Here is a 14,904-nt window from a genome sequence, read left to right as displayed (position 1 = left end):
CGTATCGGTCAAAGGACAGGACATGCCGTTTGGGGGCCATGCCACTGGTGGCGATCTGTTTATGCTGATTGCGGATTCATGTGGTGATGCATGTCAACCAGACCCGCGCGTGCCTGGAAAAGATGGTAGCGCATAACGGTGGTTGCGGCCTCACGGTCCCCGGCCGCGATTGGCTCTGCGATAGGCCTGTGTTCCTCGATGACGCGTTGCCGAAGGCTGTCGCTTTTCTGGCGTCCCAGTTGCAGGCCGATGGTGATCGTCTGCGCAATCGGGTTGCCGATTGTCTTCAGCAGGGTGCGGAATTTCTCGTTTCCGGCGGTCATTGCGACGCGATCATGGAACGCGATGTCTTCGTCACGACCCAGATCGTCGCGTCCGATCGCTTCGCGCAGGGCTTCAGGGGCATTCCGTATCGATTCCATTTGTCGAAGTGTGCGCCGCGCGGCCCGACCATATATCCGCGCGTTGCCCGACATCGTTGAAGTGCTGATCCCCGACCATGATGTTGCATCGCCCTGACAGGACCACGGCGAGCAGTTCGAACCCCTTGGCGTCAATGGTCAGGGGTTCGTTCTTGGCCGGGCGCAGAGGGTTGAAATACACGTCCTGCATCGCGTCGGTTGTGGTATCGGCAAGTGGCTGGTTCGCATTGTCATAAGCGCGGATCATATAATGCATCAAAACGTAAAGCTCCGTCTTGATCTTGGTTATACCGAGGCCGTCAGGCCACCGTCTACGGTCAGGACATGTCCGGTCACGAAATCGGACCCGGCCGAGGCCAGAAATACCGCCGCGCCCGCCAGTTCCTCGGGGCGGCCCCAGCGCCCGGCGGGGGTGCGCGCGCGCAGCCAGCCGTCAAACTCGGGGTTGGCGGCAAGGGCGGTGTTCATTTCGGTCAGGATGTAGCCGGGTGCGATCCCGTTCACCTGAACGTTCGCGGCACCAAGTTCGACCGCAAGACCGCGTGTCAGCGTCTTCAGCCCGCCCTTGGCCGCGCCATAGGGTATCACGGAGGCCCGGCCCAGCGATGACAGCACCGAGAGTGTGTTGATAATCTTGCCTGACCCACGGGCAATCATGGCGGGCGCGACAGCGCGGGCCATACGGAAAGGCGCGGTCAGATTGGTATCCAGCACGCGATACCAGTCGGCATCTTCGAACGCGACAAAGGGCGCGCGGTGCTGGATCCCTGCGTTGTTGAGCAAGATGTCTATCCGCCCGTGACGCTCCTCCAGGTCGCGGACCATCGCGGTGGGGGAATCGACATCAAGCAGGTCGCAGACCACAGGCTCTGCACTGCCGCCCGCATCCTTGATCGACGTGGCGGCGGCATCAAGGCGCGGCAGGTTTCGACCGACAAGTACAACATGCGCGCCATGGGCTGCGAGGCCCTTGGCCATGGCCAGGCCAAGCCCTGACCCACCCCCCGTCACGAGGGCAATTTTTCCGGTCAGATCGAACATTCCTACCATGAGTTTATCCAGTTCCTGGGGGCGGCGCCTGAAAGGACAAGATCAGCCTCGGCGGCGGCGCGTTTTTGAAGTGCGGCAACAGAGCCTTACGGATACCATGCCGTGCGGTCCGACAGAAAGACATTCGCCATGCCCAGAAGCGGGTTCGACGGATCGGGCGGCTCTTGGCGGAACACGTCCAGCCCCGCACCAGGCAGCCGCCCGTCGACAAGCGCGCCTCGGGCCGCGTTGATCAGCACCGCCCCGCGCTTCAGTGTCGCAAGGCACCCAGCGTCCATGAGCGGCGCGTCACTCGTGGCGGGCGCATGGGGCAATATAATGTCGGATTGCGCCACCAGATCCGCCAGCGTCACCGGATGCACACCTGCCTCGTCCGCCATTTCATGGGGCACGAATGGATCATGCACGAAAACCCGCCTGATTCCGAACGCGGCAAGCCGTCGATGTACGGCACGTCCGATGCGGCCATAGCCGACAGGGCACAGGGTCCGCCCGGCTGTCCGGGGGATTGGTTCGGCCTGACCGATACCCCATCCCCCCGCCCGAAGCGCCTGGTCACAGGTACAGATGCGGCGGGCGAAGGCCAGAAACAATGCCAAGGTACCGGCTGTCGTGGGATGGGCTGTCGCGTTGGTAGACCTGGCCGATGCTGGTTGGGTGCGGGCCTGAATGGGTCAACCTTGCAATAGCGACCGGCAGGATTCCCTGACGCACAGCCTTGGCTTGATGCGCACGATCTGCGGCGGTTGAACGGGCTCGTTTGCCCCGCGGCCAAGACGCGCGAGCAGAAGCGCGGCCGCTTGTGCGCTCAACTCCTGGGTGTCTTGCGTCAGCGCGGTGATGGATGGTTGCCAGCCAACCGCCGGATGAAAATCATCGAAGCTGATCACCGAGACATCCTCGGGAACGCGCAAGCCCATGTTCTTCAGCCCGGCCATGGTACCCAGAAGCTGGGCGATACTGATGCACATGATCGCCGTCGGCGGCGCAGCGTTTGTCATCAGGGTCTGGACTTCGGCGTAGGCATGTTCATGGCGAAAGATCGAGCGGCACATCAGGTCTTCGCGCACCGGCACGCCCTGGCCGGCCATTGCGGCGCGAAAGGCATCGAACCTTTCGTCCGATGCCGAAATTCCGCGACGCCCTGACAGGAAGGCGATGTCGCGGTGTCCCAGGCGCAGCAGGTAATGCGTCAGCAGTTGCGCGCCGAGTTCGTTGTCATCTGCCACCGCATCGAACACATCGGGGGCGACGACCCGATCAACCAGGACCGCCGGTGTCGTCACAGCGGCAACAAGGCGCTCGGCGTATTTGTCGCCGAGGCTGGTGGGCGCGATGATAAGGCCCGCCACGCGGTGCGCCGTCATCAGGGCGATCTCGTTCATCTCGCGGTCCGGGTCGTCTTCGTTGCTGGCAAACAACATGTTGAACCCGCGTTGGGACAGTGCCTTCTGCATTGCACGGGCCAGATGCGCCGACCACGGGGTCGCGATGTCGGGGACGATCAAGCCGATGGTGGTGGACACCCCCCGCCGCAGATTCTGAGCGACCGGATCGGGCTGGTAGTTCGCGGCCCGCACTGCATCCCAGACGCGTTTTTGCAAGGTTTCGCTGACCGGGGCCGATCCGCTGAGCGTCGCTGATACCGTGGTAACCGACACGTTGGCGATCCGCGCCACATCCTTTATCGTCGCCACGAATTTTCCTTTCGATTACCCCATGACATATCAACAGCGCGTAACGTTTCGTCAAGCAGATAGATGCTGATGCTGATGCAGGACGCTGGCGGCATAGCAACAAATGACTTGATCGATGGAAAAGTTGCAGCTAGCGTGCAAATCGTTACGCACTAGGAGGAGTGCACTACGCCTCGTTCGCTTACCGGCAAAGGTGAACGGGTACCACAAAACGATTTGCCACGCGGCGCAGAACCGTGCGCCACCAAAGGGAGGAACTTGAGATGCGACACCTTGCGTCGATGCTGGCGGCTACGCTGTTGGCAGGGCTGCCCGCCGTGGCAATCGCCCAAGATACGCTGCGCCTGAGGATGAACGGCGACATTAACGTTCTTGATCCGATCGCGACCACCAATTTCACAATCCGTAATGCGTCGTACTTGATGTACGACACGCTGTTTGCCATGGACGCGCAATATCAGGTCCAGCCACAGATGGCCGACAGTGTGACGATTTCGGACGACGGGCTGGTCTATGTCATCACGTTGCGGGATGGCCTGACGTTTCACGACGGTGCCCCGGTAACGGCGGGCGATGTCGTGGCTTCGCTTGAGCGCTGGGGCGGGGTTGACGGGCTGGGCCGGGTCCTGTTCTCGAAGATGGACAGCATTGCGGCGACGGACGATGCTACGTTGACCATCACGATGTCCGAGCCCTGGGGCCTTGTTCTGGACGCGCTTGGCAAGATTTCGTCGAACGTGCCGGTGATCATGCCTGCCCGCCTGGCTGCAACCCCCGCGTCCGAGGCGGTTGCGACGCCTATCGGGTCAGGTCCCTATCAGCTGATCCAGGATGAATGGGTGCCGGGCAGCATCGCGGTGTTCGAAAAGTTCGACGATTACGTTCCGCGTGACGAACCTGTCAGCATGGCTGCAGGGGGCAAGGTGGCGCATTTCGACAGGGTCGAGCTGACGTATATCCCTGACACGGCTACCGCCATCGACGCGCTGATCGTGGGTGAAATCGACTGGATCGAGGAAGTGCCCGCCGACATGCTGGCGTTCTTCGATGGACAGGACGACGCAAAGCCGATTGCCGCGCGGCAGGCGGGCAATTCGATGCAGCTTGTGGTCAACCACCTGAATGCGCCGTTCGACGATCCACTGATCCGTCAGGCGCTGCAACACGCGCTTGAGCAGACGCCTTTCCTGCAGGCTGCCTATGGCGATGCCACCGACCGCTATCTTGAATGCGCGGCGGTGTTCTTCTGCGACACGCCTTATGCGTCGGATGCAAACACCGACCGGGTTCTGAACCGCGATGTTGATGCCGCGCGCGCGCTTCTGGATGAGGCGGGATACGACGGAACGCCCGTGATGCTGATGCATGTCGGCGACATTGCGGTGCACGACGCCTATTATTCGGTCCTGAAACCGATGCTGGAAGAGGCCGGGTTCAAAGTCGAGGTGCAGGCCAGCGACTGGGCCACTGTGGCAACCCGCCGCGCCAGCAAGGCGCCCGTGGCCGAGGGGGGCTGGAACCTGTTCTTCACCGGCTGGGGCTATGTCGACCAGATCAATCCCATGACCAACGTCTATGTCGCGGGTGCCTGCGAAGATGGCTGGTTCGGCTGGGCCTGTTCGGAGGAGTTGCAGCAGTTGCGTGAAGAATTCGCTGCCGCAGCAACCGAGGATGAGCGGGTCGCCCTGGCCGAGCGGATGCAGGTTCTGACCCATGATCTGGTCAGCTATGTGCCGATGGGGCAGGCGTTCCCGTCACAGGGCATTGCCAGCAACCTGACCGGCTTCATCGACAGCCCGGTGCCGTTCTTCTGGAACGTCCGCCGCGCCGAGTAATCCGCGCCACGCACCGCCATCGGAGATGTTCCGGTGGCGGGCCCCCTCAGCAGGAGCCCTGACTTGCCCGTCTATCTTGCCAAACGGCTTCTGGCCGCCATTCCGATCCTGTTCCTGGTCGCGGTATTCATCTTTTCGCTGGCCCATCTGACGCCGGGTGATCCGGCGGTCTTGCTTGCGGGCGACAATGCCACCCCGGCGCAGGTCGAGGCCATCAGGGCCCGCCTGCGGCTTGACGAACCGCTGCATATTCAGTTCGCGTTATGGCTTGCCGATGCGGTACGTCTGGACCTTGGTACATCTATCTATTCCAACCAACCTGTGACGCGGCTGATCGGGCAGCGCGTCGAACCGACGTTCGTGCTGGCCGCCGTAACCCTGTGTCTGACAGTTGCAATCGCCGTGCCCCTTGGCGTGATTGCGGCATGGCGGGCGAACAGCCTTTTGGACCGGGCCATCATGGGGCTGGCGGTGATCGGGTTTTCGGTGCCGGTGTTCGTGATCGGGTACATGCTGATCTATGTCTTTGCAGTCCAGTTGCGCTGGTTTCCGGTGCAGGGCTACAAACCTCTGTCCGACGGTGTGCTGACCACCCTGCACAGCGTCGCTTTGCCGTCCTTCGCGCTGGCGCTGGTCTTCGCCGCGTTGATCGCGCGGGTGACACGGGCGGCGATGCTGGATGCGCTGAACCAGAACCACATCCGCACCGCGCGGGCCAAGGGGCTGGGCACTGTGCGCATCCTGATTGTCCATGCCCTGAAAAACGTCGGGGTGCCGGTGATAACGGTCATCGGCATCGGCCTTGCCACGCTGATCGGCGGAGTTGTGGTCACCGAATCCGTGTTCAACATTCCCGGCATCGGACGACTGACTGTCGATGCCATCACCCGGCGGGATTATCCCGTGCTGCAGGGGGTGATTTTGTTCTTTTCGGCGACATTGATCCTTGTGAATATCCTTGTTGATCTCAGCTACGCTTGGTTCGATCCACGGGTGAAGGGCTGACATGACCCCTGCCGCCCCCTTGGAAGTGACATCCCCCGCCCGCCGACGCAGTGCGCTGCGCGAAAATCTGGCGCTTGCTCTGCGTGATCCCGTAACCGCGCTTTGCCTGTTCATCTTGGCCGGGTTCATTGCCATGGCGCTGTTCGCACCGCTGATCGCAGGTGATCCGGTGCTTATCGACCCGGCCAACCGCCTGCGCCCGCCAAGCGCTGATGCGATCTGGGGCACAGACCATCTGGGCCGCGACGTTTTCGCCAGGGCGGTACACGGCAGCCGCATATCCCTAACCGTCGCCTTTTGCGTCGCGCTGATTTCGGCTGTTCCAGGGGTGGCCATCGGCATTTATGCCGGGCTTTCGCACATCGGTGGGGCCGTTGTGATGCGGCTGAACGATGCGATGATGGCGATTCCCGCAGTTCTGCTGGCCATCGCGCTGGCGGCGCTGCTGGATGCCGGGCTGATGACCGTGATCATCGCGATTTCCGTCCCTGAGATTCCGCGCATGGTGCGGCTTGTCCGCTCTCTTGTCCTTGGGATCCGGCAACAGCCTTATGTGGACGCGGCGATTTCCATCGGCACATCGGGTCTGGCGTTGATCTGGCGGCATATCCTGCCCAACACGATGGCACCGGTTCTGGTACAGGCCACCTATGCCGCAGCGTCAGCCATCATTGCCTCGGCCGTGCTCAGTTTTCTGGGCGTCGGTACTTCACCCGAGGTGCCAAGCTGGGGGGGCATGATGGCCGATGCCCGCACTCATTTCAGGATACACCCGATGCTGATGTTCTATCCCGGCGCGATGCTGTCGATTCTGGTTCTTGTGGTCAACATCCTGGGCGACCGGCTGAGCGATGCTCTGGACCCCCGCAAGGTGGCGAGGGGCGGGTTATGAGCAGTGCGCCCACCCTGCGGGTCCGTGACCTCAGTCTCGATTTCGTGAGCCGGGGCGTCACCATCCATGCGCTTGAAGGCATCTCGTTCGATGTGCGCCGGGGTGAAATCCTGTCGATCGTCGGCGAGTCCGGCTGCGGCAAAAGCGTGACCGCCATGGCGATCATGGGCCTTCTGCCCCGCGGGATCGCCCGTATCAGCAGCGGTGCCGCCCATCTGGGCGACATTGACCTGACCCGCGCGCCTGAACGGGTGCTACGGCAGGTGCGGGGCAACCGTGTCGGGATGATCTTTCAAGATCCAATGACATCCCTGAACCCGGTTCACACCGTTGGCATGCAGATCGCCGAAGTGGTGCGCCGCCATCGTGGCAGCAGCCATTCCGCTGCCCTGACCCGTGCCCGCGAGATGCTGGATCTGGTGCGCATTCCAGATGCCGGGGGCCGGCTGTCGGCCTATCCCCATGAATTGTCGGGCGGGATGCGCCAGCGGGTGATGATCGCCATGGCGCTGGCCTGCGATCCTGAACTGCTGATCGCCGATGAACCGACCACCGCCCTCGACGTGACGGTGCAGGCGCAGATCCTGGGCCTGATCGCAGATCTGAAGCGTAACCTTGGGATGAGCGTGATCCTCATCACCCACGATCTTGGGGTTGTCGCCTCGGTGGCAGAGCGGATGTTGGTCATGTACGCTGGGCGCATCGTCGAAGAGGGGCGGGTGGGTGCGATTTTCGAACGTCCGTCCCATGGGTACACTGCTGGATTGCTGCGTTCGCTGCCCTCGCGCGCCAGTGGCCGCCGTACCATGCTGGCCGAAATCGGCGGCAGCGTGCCCCGGCTTGACCGCCGCATACCCGGCTGCACTTTCGCCGATCGCTGTGCCTTTGCCGAACCTGCATGCCGCGATCCGCTGCCGCCCGCCCACGCCGTCACCCCCGACCATGCAGCGCGCTGCATCCGGTCGGATGCGGTATTCGAGGCCATGCGCGACCACGAACTTGTAAGGGCCTGGGCATGAGCGAACCATTGCTGGAAATCGACGGCGTCAGCCGGGTGTTCGACCTGGGACGCAGCGGGGTTCGCGGCCCGCGGCGCCATCTTCATGCGCTGGACCGGGTAAGCCTGCGGGTACATCGGGGCGAAACCCTGGGCCTTGTGGGCGAAAGTGGCTGTGGCAAGTCGACCCTTGCCCGCATTATCGCGCAGCTTGACCGCCCGACCGACGGAACCCTGCGGTTCGACGGGCAGGACATGGCGCAGCTTGACCGTCGCGCGCTGCACGCCGCACGGCAGCGGTTTCAATTGGTGTTTCAGGACCCGCAGGCATCGCTGAACCCGAGGATGACGGCGCGCCAGATCATCGCCGAGCCCCTGCTGAACTATCGGCGCGGTGGCGATATTGATGCGCAGGTGACGACACTTGCAGAGCTTATCGGCCTTTCCGCCCATCACCTTGGCCGGTTTCCCCATGAACTGTCAGGCGGCCAGTGTCAGCGGGTCGGCATCGCGCGGGCCATCGCGCTGGAGCCTGAGTTGATCGTCGCTGATGAACCCGTGTCAGCGCTGGACGTGTCGATACAGGCGCAGATCCTGAACCTGATCTTGCGGTTGCAGGACAGGATGGGCCTGACCCTTGTTCTGGTGTCCCACGATCTTTCTGTGGTGGCCCATGTGGCTGACACGGTGGCCGTGATGTATCTGGGCCGGATCGTCGAGTACGGGCCTGTGGATGCCGTGTTCGACCGTGCCGCGCATCCCTATACGCAGACGTTGCTGCGCGCGGTGCCGGAACCCACGCCCCGGGGCCGTGACGCCGCGCGCCCGCCCGTCGGTGAACTGCCCAGCCCGATTGACCCACCATCGGGCTGTCATTTCCGCACGCGCTGTCCCTTCGTCCGTCCCCTGTGCGCGCAGCAGGTGCCTGCGTTGCAGATTGTGCAGGGCGAACACCGCGCCGCCTGTCATTTCAGCGATGAAATTGCCCAGGCAGCGATTGAGGCCGACGCCGAAGGGCCCGCGCATGGGTGACGCGGTCGTCTTGATACCGGGCTTGCAGGCCGACCGCGCCTCCTGGACCCATCAGATAGCGCATCTTGCAGGGGATCGTTCCGTGATCGTGCCCGATGGCTATCACGACCTGCCCTCGATCGCTGCGATGGCCGGTCACGTGCTGGACCAGTGCCCCGGTGCATTCCACTTGGTGGGGTGGTCGATGGGCGGGTACATCGCGCTTGAGGTGATGGAAGCCGCAGCGGACAGGGTGCAAAGCCTGACACTCATCGCGACAAGCGCCCGCCCCGAAACCGACGGTTCGCGCCTGCGCCGCGAGGAGCGGCTTCAGAAAGCGGCCAAGATCGGCCTTCGTGCCGATCACGGCGAGACGATGACAGCCTGCGTTCACGATCCGATAACACTGTCGCCTGACGTATTCGCTGCCATGGCCGATGCCTCGGTCGCCCTTGGCCTGGATGCGCTGACGGCGCAACAATCCGCGATCATCGCCCGCCGCGATATGCGCCCTCTGCTGCCCGGGTTAGCCTGTCCGACCTTGATCGTGACAGGTGAATGCGACCCGGTGATTGATACAGCGTTTTCAGTTGAAATGCACAAGCTTGTTCCTGGGGCACGGCTTGTCGCGCTGGCGAAGTGTGGCCATTGCCCGCCGCTGGAACACCCCGACCGCATCAACAAGCTGCTCGACAGCTGGTTTCTGGAGCAAGATCGCCACGCCGTCAGTCTTCGTGCTGGCACGATGGGTGGGCCGAACCGCCCGGCGCTCGCAGACGAATGACGTTGCGCGCTTTGTTCGGCGCACGTTGAAAAGGCGGGACTGTTGCTGAGGGTAAAAGTTGATTGATCCTGCCGCAACGGTCAAGTTCGGTCAGCGGTCCAGTGCCGGTTATCCGCCGCACTCAATGCCAGTCTGAAGCTTACGCACGGGACCGATGGTCTGCAGTTGGATTTTCCTATGTGCGCCGCCAGGGGATGTGACAGATGCGGGGAGACTTCTTTTTTCGCCGCAGTGCCAGCCGCACCGGCCATTTCCTTGCTGCGAAACTCAATGAGTTTGGAACTCAGCGGCAAGGCCCAGAAAACTTCCGGTAGTTTCTGGATCCCGGAATCTACCCAGCGCCGGAAATAACCCGATACGAGCCCCAGAACGACACCGACAATCCCTGAGAAAAACACGACGGCCAGCGCGATCAAGAGCGACACCCGCGCGCCGAAGATGATGCGCAACCACAGTGTCGCGGCATTGCCCGATCATGATCCGCTCTGCGGGCAAGCTGCCCGTATCTTGGCTGGGTCGTATCTTGGCTGGTCGGAACGGTATCACGGGCGCGCATGATCCGCGCAGTGACGGTATTGCCCTTGGCGTTGGAACGCCGCCCACGCCAATGCGGGCTACCCTGTCTTGCGACAGGTATTACCACGCACACTTGCTGTGGTTGGAGACCGCAATGGCGGGTCGAGACGGGACCGAAGCGCTCATCCGGTGCTCTGGCAATCTTAGGGGATACGGAGGTCCTCAATATCGTTTTGCCAAAGGTTCAAGCATCGTGGGTTTCCCGCCCGCATCAACCTCTGCGCGGTTCGCACGCTGCCTTGGTGGCATGGATCCGCTTTCTTGCTGTGATGCCGCCGAGAGGGGGCATCCGTGCGATCAAGAAAGCCGACCAACAGGGCCCAATTTTCACATTTATTAACGATAGCTCAAGTTTTATCGGGGCCAGTTGGGCACGCGTGTGCCGCAGCTTCCGCCTTTTCGGGTCGCCTTCTGTGCAACCTCCCCGGCTCAAGAACTTCTGTCGTTGCGTGGGCGCCCCCCGTTGCGGGTGTTCCCCCGCCTGATCAACGGTCGCCGAAATCGCCCAAAAAACATGGCTTTATGACAGGTTTTGCACTGCGGCGCAGCAGCTTGTCAGCGCAAGTCGCCCGCTCTGCCCTGCCGCCATCTGTCTCGGCCTGAGGGGTGTCGCCGGTACGGTGCGGTTGTGGCGGCCTGGGCCAAGAGGCCTCGCCGTCTGCCGCGATTCCGCCCGTAAGCCGATCATTAAGTTTTGATCCCTACAGTAGGTCGGACAGCGATTCAGTCCCCCTTAAAATGATGGAAGTCTAAAATGAAACACCTTGGTCTTGCCTCTTTCATTGCACTTGCTGCGACGATCGGCCCCGCAGCGGCAATGGAATCAAGTGTCACCGCCTATGTGAATTCGGAGGTCCGGGACTGGTTTTCGGTTCCGCAGGTTCTTGACGCTATCGCCGCATCCAATGCCCGGACCGCAGGGATGACGCAGAATGAAATCCTTGCGCTTGATGCCCAGTGGACGGCGGAGGTCGGCACGAACAGCATTCTGATCGACAGGATTCTGGGCAGTGCGGTGTCAGACTATCTGCGCGCACAAGTCGAGGCCACCGGTGGCCTTGTGACCGAGGTCATCGTCATGGATGCCAAAGGCCTGAACGTCGCGATCAGCGATGTCACGTCGGACATTTACCAGGGGGATGAGGCGAAGCACCAAGAGACATTCATGGTGGGGCCCGATGCCATTCATGTCTCGGACGTGGAATTCGATGAATCCGTCCAGTCGTACCAGATGCAGGTTTCCTTCACGGTTGTCGATCCGACCTCGGGCATTCCGACAGGTGCAGTCACCATCGGCCTGAATGCCGAGATGTTCTGACCTCCAACACCATCGCCAGATCATCATCACTTAAGCCAGGCCCATGAGGAACCCCGGAATGTCTCCATCGGTAGAAACCCCACGGTTGAATTCAATTTTCATCAAGATCGCAGCGGCGCTTGTCCTGTCTGTGGGTATCGTCATTGGCACCTTGTCGGTGCTCAACTGGTTTACCCTCATGGGGCTGGTCGATACCCAGATCCGAAATCAGGCGCAAAGCAACACGGCAGCGCTTGCGCGTCAGGTGAGTGGCGCCATTCGTTTCGCCCGAATCGACGCTATCGACGAACAGCTTGCTGCCCAGATGGCCGATGCCGAGGGTGCGGTGCGCACGGTCATCGCGGTGTCCGCCGACGGCGCGACGGTTGCCAGTGTCGCTGATGGGACAAGCACCCAGAGCGAGCTTCAGGCGCTGGCACAGCGCGCGATCGCATCGGGGGGCCAAGTTACTTCTGAAGACGGGTTCTCGATCGCGGTGCCGACGTTCTTTGGTGAGGACTGAAGCGTCGCTGGCGCGGTCGCGGCGCAATGGACATCGGACATACTGAGGGCTGAGGTTGTCGGCGAGAAGCTACGCGCCTTGCTGGTGGGGCTCGTGCTGTTTGTGATGGCGGTCGCCTTCATGATGCTGCTGTTCCGGCGCACCGTCGCGTTGCCGCTCAAGCAGATGAAGGGTGTTGTGTCGGCGCTGAGCCGCAAAGACTATAGTGTTGAGGCTGCTGCTGCCGACCGCAATGATGAGATCGGCGCGATCGGCAAAGCGCTGGAGGATTTGCGAGAACTGTTGAAGCAGGGTCTTGCCGCCGAAATTGAAAGCACCTTCAAGAGCGCGGCCTTCACCGGTTCCTCTTCGTGCATCATGATCACGGATGACAAGATGGTGGTGAACTATCTCAACCCCAAGATGACCGAGCTGTTTCGCCATCATGCAGAGGGTATCCGCCTGGTGCGCCCGGATTTCGACCCCGACGACATCGTTGGCAGATCCGTGGACCATTTCCACAAGAACAACAGTGAGCATATTCGCGCAAAGATGCGTTCCATTGGGAGTTCGACATTCAACACGGTGGTGGCGTTCGGCGATGCACGGATTTCCCTTTCCGTAACGGGTATCCGCGACGTCAAGGGCGACCAGGTCGGCTATGTGCTGGAGTGGATTGACGTGACCGAAAGCCGCCTGAACGGCGCGATCATCGAAGCGATCGACAGCACCCAGATTAAGGCGGAATTCGCGCTGGATGGCCGTTGCATCGGGTCGAACGGACAGTTTCTGAAAAGCCTCGGATTTTCGGAAAACGAGATACTCAAGAAAACGTTGCAACAGATTCTGACATCGAGTGCCGACAAATCCAAGGACTGCGGCGCCATCATGGAGAAGGCCATTCAAAGCTCGGCGCATATTGGGATGTTGCTGTTTAGCACAAGCGGCGGCGCGAGCAGCACCGTGGATGGCAGCCTGACCTGCGTTAAGGACTACAATGGAAAGGCAATTCGTCTGCTTCTGCTTGGCAAAGATGTCACGAAAGAACAGGCTGAACTGCACAGCGCGCGTGCGCGCCAAGCCGCAGACGAGCGTGAGCAGAGCGCGGTCGTAGAAGCGCTGCGCCAAGGCCTCAAGAACCTGAATGCGGGGGATCTGACTGTACGTATCGAGCAGCCGTTCGCAGGCACCTACGAAGATCTTCGGCGGGACTACAATGACATGGTCGAAAATCTGTCCCGCGCCTTGCTAGAGATCGCGATGAACGCCGAGAACATCAGCAACGAAGCGCGTGACATCAGCGCAACGGCTGACAGTCTGTCTCGCCGGACGGAAAGCACCGCCGCAACACTGGAGCAGACGGCGGCCGCCCTCGACAATCTGACATCGTCGGTGAAATCCACGGCGGACGGTGCGACAAAAGCCGACATGGCCGTGCGCGATGCCAAGGCCAGCGCCGAAAGCAGTGGCCAGGTCGTGATCGAAACCGTCTCGGCCATGGATCAGATCGCAAGCTCGTCCGACCGGATCACCTCCATCATCAAAGTGATCGATGATATCGCGTTCCAGACAAACCTGCTTGCGCTGAACGCCGGCGTCGAGGCCGCGCGGGCAGGGGATGCGGGCCGCGGGTTCGCAGTTGTCGCGTCCGAGGTGAGGGCACTTGCACAGCGTTCATCCGACGCTGCGCGTGAGATCAACGATCTGATCGCCAACAGCGGTACGCAGGTCAAGCGCGGGGTCGATCTGGTTGGGAAAACCGGTGATGCGCTGCGCCAAATCGTTGGGTCCGTTACCGAAATTGCGGGGCTGGTCTCGGATATTGCCGTCACGTCGCGCCAGCAATCTGCAAACCTTGTCGAGATCAACAGTGCCGTCAACCAATTGGATCAGTCGACACAGCAAAACGCGGCGCGGCTTGAAGAGACCACCGCAGCAAGCGAGGGGCTGACCAAGGACGCTGTTTCGTTGGTCGAGATCGTATCCCACTTCAAGGTCGACCGTGCCAGCAGTGCAGAGCGGGCCAAGGCGACCGACCGTCCCCAGAAGGCGAAAAGTGCAAAAATGTCCCGGCCCATGGCGCGCGCCCGGAGTGCCGGGGGCAGTGCCGCTGCCGCGCAACCGGCTGAAGTTGAGGGCTGGGAGGATTTCTGATCGCGCCCAACGATACGGGCTCTTCGAGCGACGAAAATGGCAGTGAACAGATTGGTGCGCACAAGTGTTTGAAAATCAAGAAAGGATTGATCGCGGGATTTTCAACGTAATCCATGTGGTCCAGGGCAGCCAGTTCGTATCGGACGAGCCGAATACGGTGTTGACCACAATTCTGGGATCCTGTGTCGCGACGTGTATCACCGATCCGGTCCGTGGCGTGGGAGGGATGAACCACTTCTTGCTTCCCGAAGGAAGTCCCGATGAACGGCAGCAGATGCGCTACGGGTCCCATGCTATGGAACTTCTGATCAACGGGTTGCTGAAAATGGGAGCCCGGAAGGACCGGATGGAAGCGAAACTTTTCGGTGGTGCGATGATGCATGACGGGCTTGGAAAGATTGGCCCGGCAAATATGGAGTTTGCACAAAAATTTCTGGTGAATGAAGGAATAAGGTGTGTGGCAAAAAGCCTAGGCGGAACTGACGCAAGACGAATCAGATATGTCCCGACGACAGGGCAGGCGCGACAAATGATTGTTCGAAGCTCTGAGGTTTTAGTTTCAAGAAGCTCCGTTGGCAAATCGAACGACGACGATGGCATCACAATATTCTGAGAAAATACCACTGGGGGCGTGCGTGGTATTGGCGGCAAGCGCGCTGCCTCATGCATTCGATGAAAGGAT

At 61.2% G+C, this 14,904-nt stretch carries 16 protein-coding genes; 10 read left to right on the top strand and 6 right to left on the bottom strand.

The window, feature by feature from the left end:
• Positions 1–59 precede the first annotated feature (59 nt).
• From H9529_RS10255 to H9529_RS10235, 5 genes are all read right to left on the bottom strand, one after another.
• Positions 60–476 carry a FadR/GntR family transcriptional regulator gene (locus tag H9529_RS10255; protein WP_092890313.1) on the bottom strand — a complete coding sequence of 139 codons (417 nt, stop codon included), beginning with the start codon at positions 474–476 and terminating at the stop codon, positions 60–62.
• Positions 397–678, bottom strand: a complete 282-nt coding sequence (locus H9529_RS10250; RefSeq protein ID WP_092890310.1) for a 5-deoxy-glucuronate isomerase — start codon at positions 676–678, stop codon at positions 397–399. The genes H9529_RS10255 and H9529_RS10250 overlap by 80 nt, the downstream gene beginning before the upstream one ends.
• Positions 679–707: 29 nt before the next feature.
• Positions 708–1,472: an SDR family NAD(P)-dependent oxidoreductase gene (locus tag H9529_RS10245; protein ID WP_092890307.1), complete on the bottom strand. Its 765-nt coding sequence runs from the start codon at positions 1,470–1,472 to the stop codon at positions 708–710.
• A gap of 86 nt (positions 1,473–1,558) precedes the next feature.
• The gene (locus tag H9529_RS10240) at positions 1,559–2,065 is read right to left on the bottom strand and encodes an NAD(P)-dependent oxidoreductase (RefSeq protein WP_223814373.1); all 507 of its coding nucleotides are present in this window, start codon (positions 2,063–2,065) and stop codon (positions 1,559–1,561) included.
• Positions 2,066–2,146: 81 nt separating this feature from the next.
• Entirely contained in the window at positions 2,147–3,169 is a 1,023-nt protein-coding gene (locus tag H9529_RS10235) for a LacI family DNA-binding transcriptional regulator (RefSeq protein ID WP_092890301.1), read from the bottom strand.
• 263 nt (positions 3,170–3,432) lie between these two features.
• Here H9529_RS10235 and H9529_RS10230 point away from each other — a divergent pair, with 263 nt between their 5' ends.
• The 6 genes from H9529_RS10230 (at position 3,433) to H9529_RS10205 (ending at position 9,693) form a co-directional block, all read left to right on the top strand.
• Positions 3,433–5,004, top strand: coding sequence for an ABC transporter substrate-binding protein (locus tag H9529_RS10230; RefSeq protein ID WP_092890298.1), 1,572 nt, complete (start codon positions 3,433–3,435; stop codon positions 5,002–5,004).
• A 63-nt stretch (positions 5,005–5,067) separates the two neighbouring features.
• The gene (locus tag H9529_RS10225) at positions 5,068–6,009 is read left to right on the top strand and encodes an ABC transporter permease (protein ID WP_092890294.1); all 942 of its coding nucleotides are present in this window, start codon (positions 5,068–5,070) and stop codon (positions 6,007–6,009) included.
• A gap of 1 nt (position 6,010) precedes the next feature.
• Positions 6,011–6,901, top strand: coding sequence for an ABC transporter permease (locus H9529_RS10220; protein WP_092890291.1), 891 nt, complete (start codon positions 6,011–6,013; stop codon positions 6,899–6,901).
• On the top strand, positions 6,898–7,920 hold the full coding sequence (locus H9529_RS10215) for an ABC transporter ATP-binding protein (RefSeq protein WP_092890288.1): 1,023 nt from the start codon (positions 6,898–6,900) through the stop codon (positions 7,918–7,920). Before H9529_RS10220 ends, H9529_RS10215 begins: the two co-directional genes overlap by 4 nt.
• Positions 7,917–8,930, top strand: coding sequence for an ABC transporter ATP-binding protein (locus H9529_RS10210; protein ID WP_092890284.1), 1,014 nt, complete (start codon positions 7,917–7,919; stop codon positions 8,928–8,930). The genes H9529_RS10215 and H9529_RS10210 overlap by 4 nt, the downstream gene beginning before the upstream one ends.
• A complete protein-coding gene (locus H9529_RS10205) occupies positions 8,923–9,693 on the top strand; it encodes an alpha/beta fold hydrolase (protein ID WP_176847148.1) in 771 nt (256 codons plus the stop codon). Before H9529_RS10210 ends, H9529_RS10205 begins: the two co-directional genes overlap by 8 nt.
• Before the next feature lie 80 nt (positions 9,694–9,773).
• Here H9529_RS10205 and H9529_RS10200 read toward each other — a convergent pair whose 3' ends face one another.
• On the bottom strand, positions 9,774–10,142 hold the full coding sequence (locus H9529_RS10200; RefSeq protein ID WP_143033516.1) for a hypothetical protein: 369 nt from the start codon (positions 10,140–10,142) through the stop codon (positions 9,774–9,776).
• Between the two features lie 881 nt (positions 10,143–11,023).
• Between H9529_RS10200 and H9529_RS10195 the strand changes: the two genes are divergently transcribed.
• The 4 genes from H9529_RS10195 (at position 11,024) to H9529_RS10180 (ending at position 14,835) form a co-directional block, all read left to right on the top strand.
• Complete coding sequence (locus H9529_RS10195; RefSeq protein ID WP_092890278.1) at positions 11,024–11,587, top strand: hypothetical protein; 564 nt, start codon at positions 11,024–11,026, stop codon at positions 11,585–11,587.
• A gap of 58 nt (positions 11,588–11,645) precedes the next feature.
• A complete protein-coding gene (locus H9529_RS10190) occupies positions 11,646–12,089 on the top strand; it encodes a hypothetical protein (protein ID WP_092890275.1) in 444 nt (147 codons plus the stop codon).
• Positions 12,090–12,173: 84 nt separating this feature from the next.
• Positions 12,174–14,222, top strand: a complete 2,049-nt coding sequence (locus H9529_RS10185) for a methyl-accepting chemotaxis protein (RefSeq protein WP_223814372.1) — start codon at positions 12,174–12,176, stop codon at positions 14,220–14,222.
• Between the two features lie 64 nt (positions 14,223–14,286).
• Entirely contained in the window at positions 14,287–14,835 is a 549-nt protein-coding gene (locus tag H9529_RS10180; RefSeq protein ID WP_092890269.1) for a hypothetical protein, read from the top strand.
• Positions 14,836–14,904: the final 69 nt, after the last annotated feature.

Origin of the sequence: Roseicitreum antarcticum, assembly GCF_014681765.1 — a bacterium.
In the GTDB taxonomy this organism is placed as follows: Bacteria; Pseudomonadota; Alphaproteobacteria; order Rhodobacterales; family Rhodobacteraceae; genus Roseicitreum; species Roseicitreum antarcticum.
This window is presented reverse-complemented; position numbering and strand designations above follow the sequence as displayed.

Coding starts and splice junctions, on each gene's coding strand:
- H9529_RS10255 (WP_092890313.1), bottom strand. CDS start 476: ATGTCGGGCAACGCGCGGATATATGGTCGGGCCGCGCGGCGCACACTT.
- H9529_RS10205 (WP_176847148.1), top strand. CDS start 8,923: ATGGGTGACGCGGTCGTCTTGATACCGGGCTTGCAGGCCGACCGCGCC.
- H9529_RS10245 (WP_092890307.1), bottom strand. CDS start 1,472: ATGGTAGGAATGTTCGATCTGACCGGAAAAATTGCCCTCGTGACGGGG.
- H9529_RS10250 (WP_092890310.1), bottom strand. CDS start 678: ATGCATTATATGATCCGCGCTTATGACAATGCGAACCAGCCACTTGCC.
- H9529_RS10220 (WP_092890291.1), top strand. CDS start 6,011: ATGACCCCTGCCGCCCCCTTGGAAGTGACATCCCCCGCCCGCCGACGC.
- H9529_RS10215 (WP_092890288.1), top strand. CDS start 6,898: ATGAGCAGTGCGCCCACCCTGCGGGTCCGTGACCTCAGTCTCGATTTC.
- H9529_RS10210 (WP_092890284.1), top strand. CDS start 7,917: ATGAGCGAACCATTGCTGGAAATCGACGGCGTCAGCCGGGTGTTCGAC.
- H9529_RS10230 (WP_092890298.1), top strand. CDS start 3,433: ATGCGACACCTTGCGTCGATGCTGGCGGCTACGCTGTTGGCAGGGCTG.
- H9529_RS10195 (WP_092890278.1), top strand. CDS start 11,024: ATGAAACACCTTGGTCTTGCCTCTTTCATTGCACTTGCTGCGACGATC.
- H9529_RS10190 (WP_092890275.1), top strand. CDS start 11,646: ATGTCTCCATCGGTAGAAACCCCACGGTTGAATTCAATTTTCATCAAG.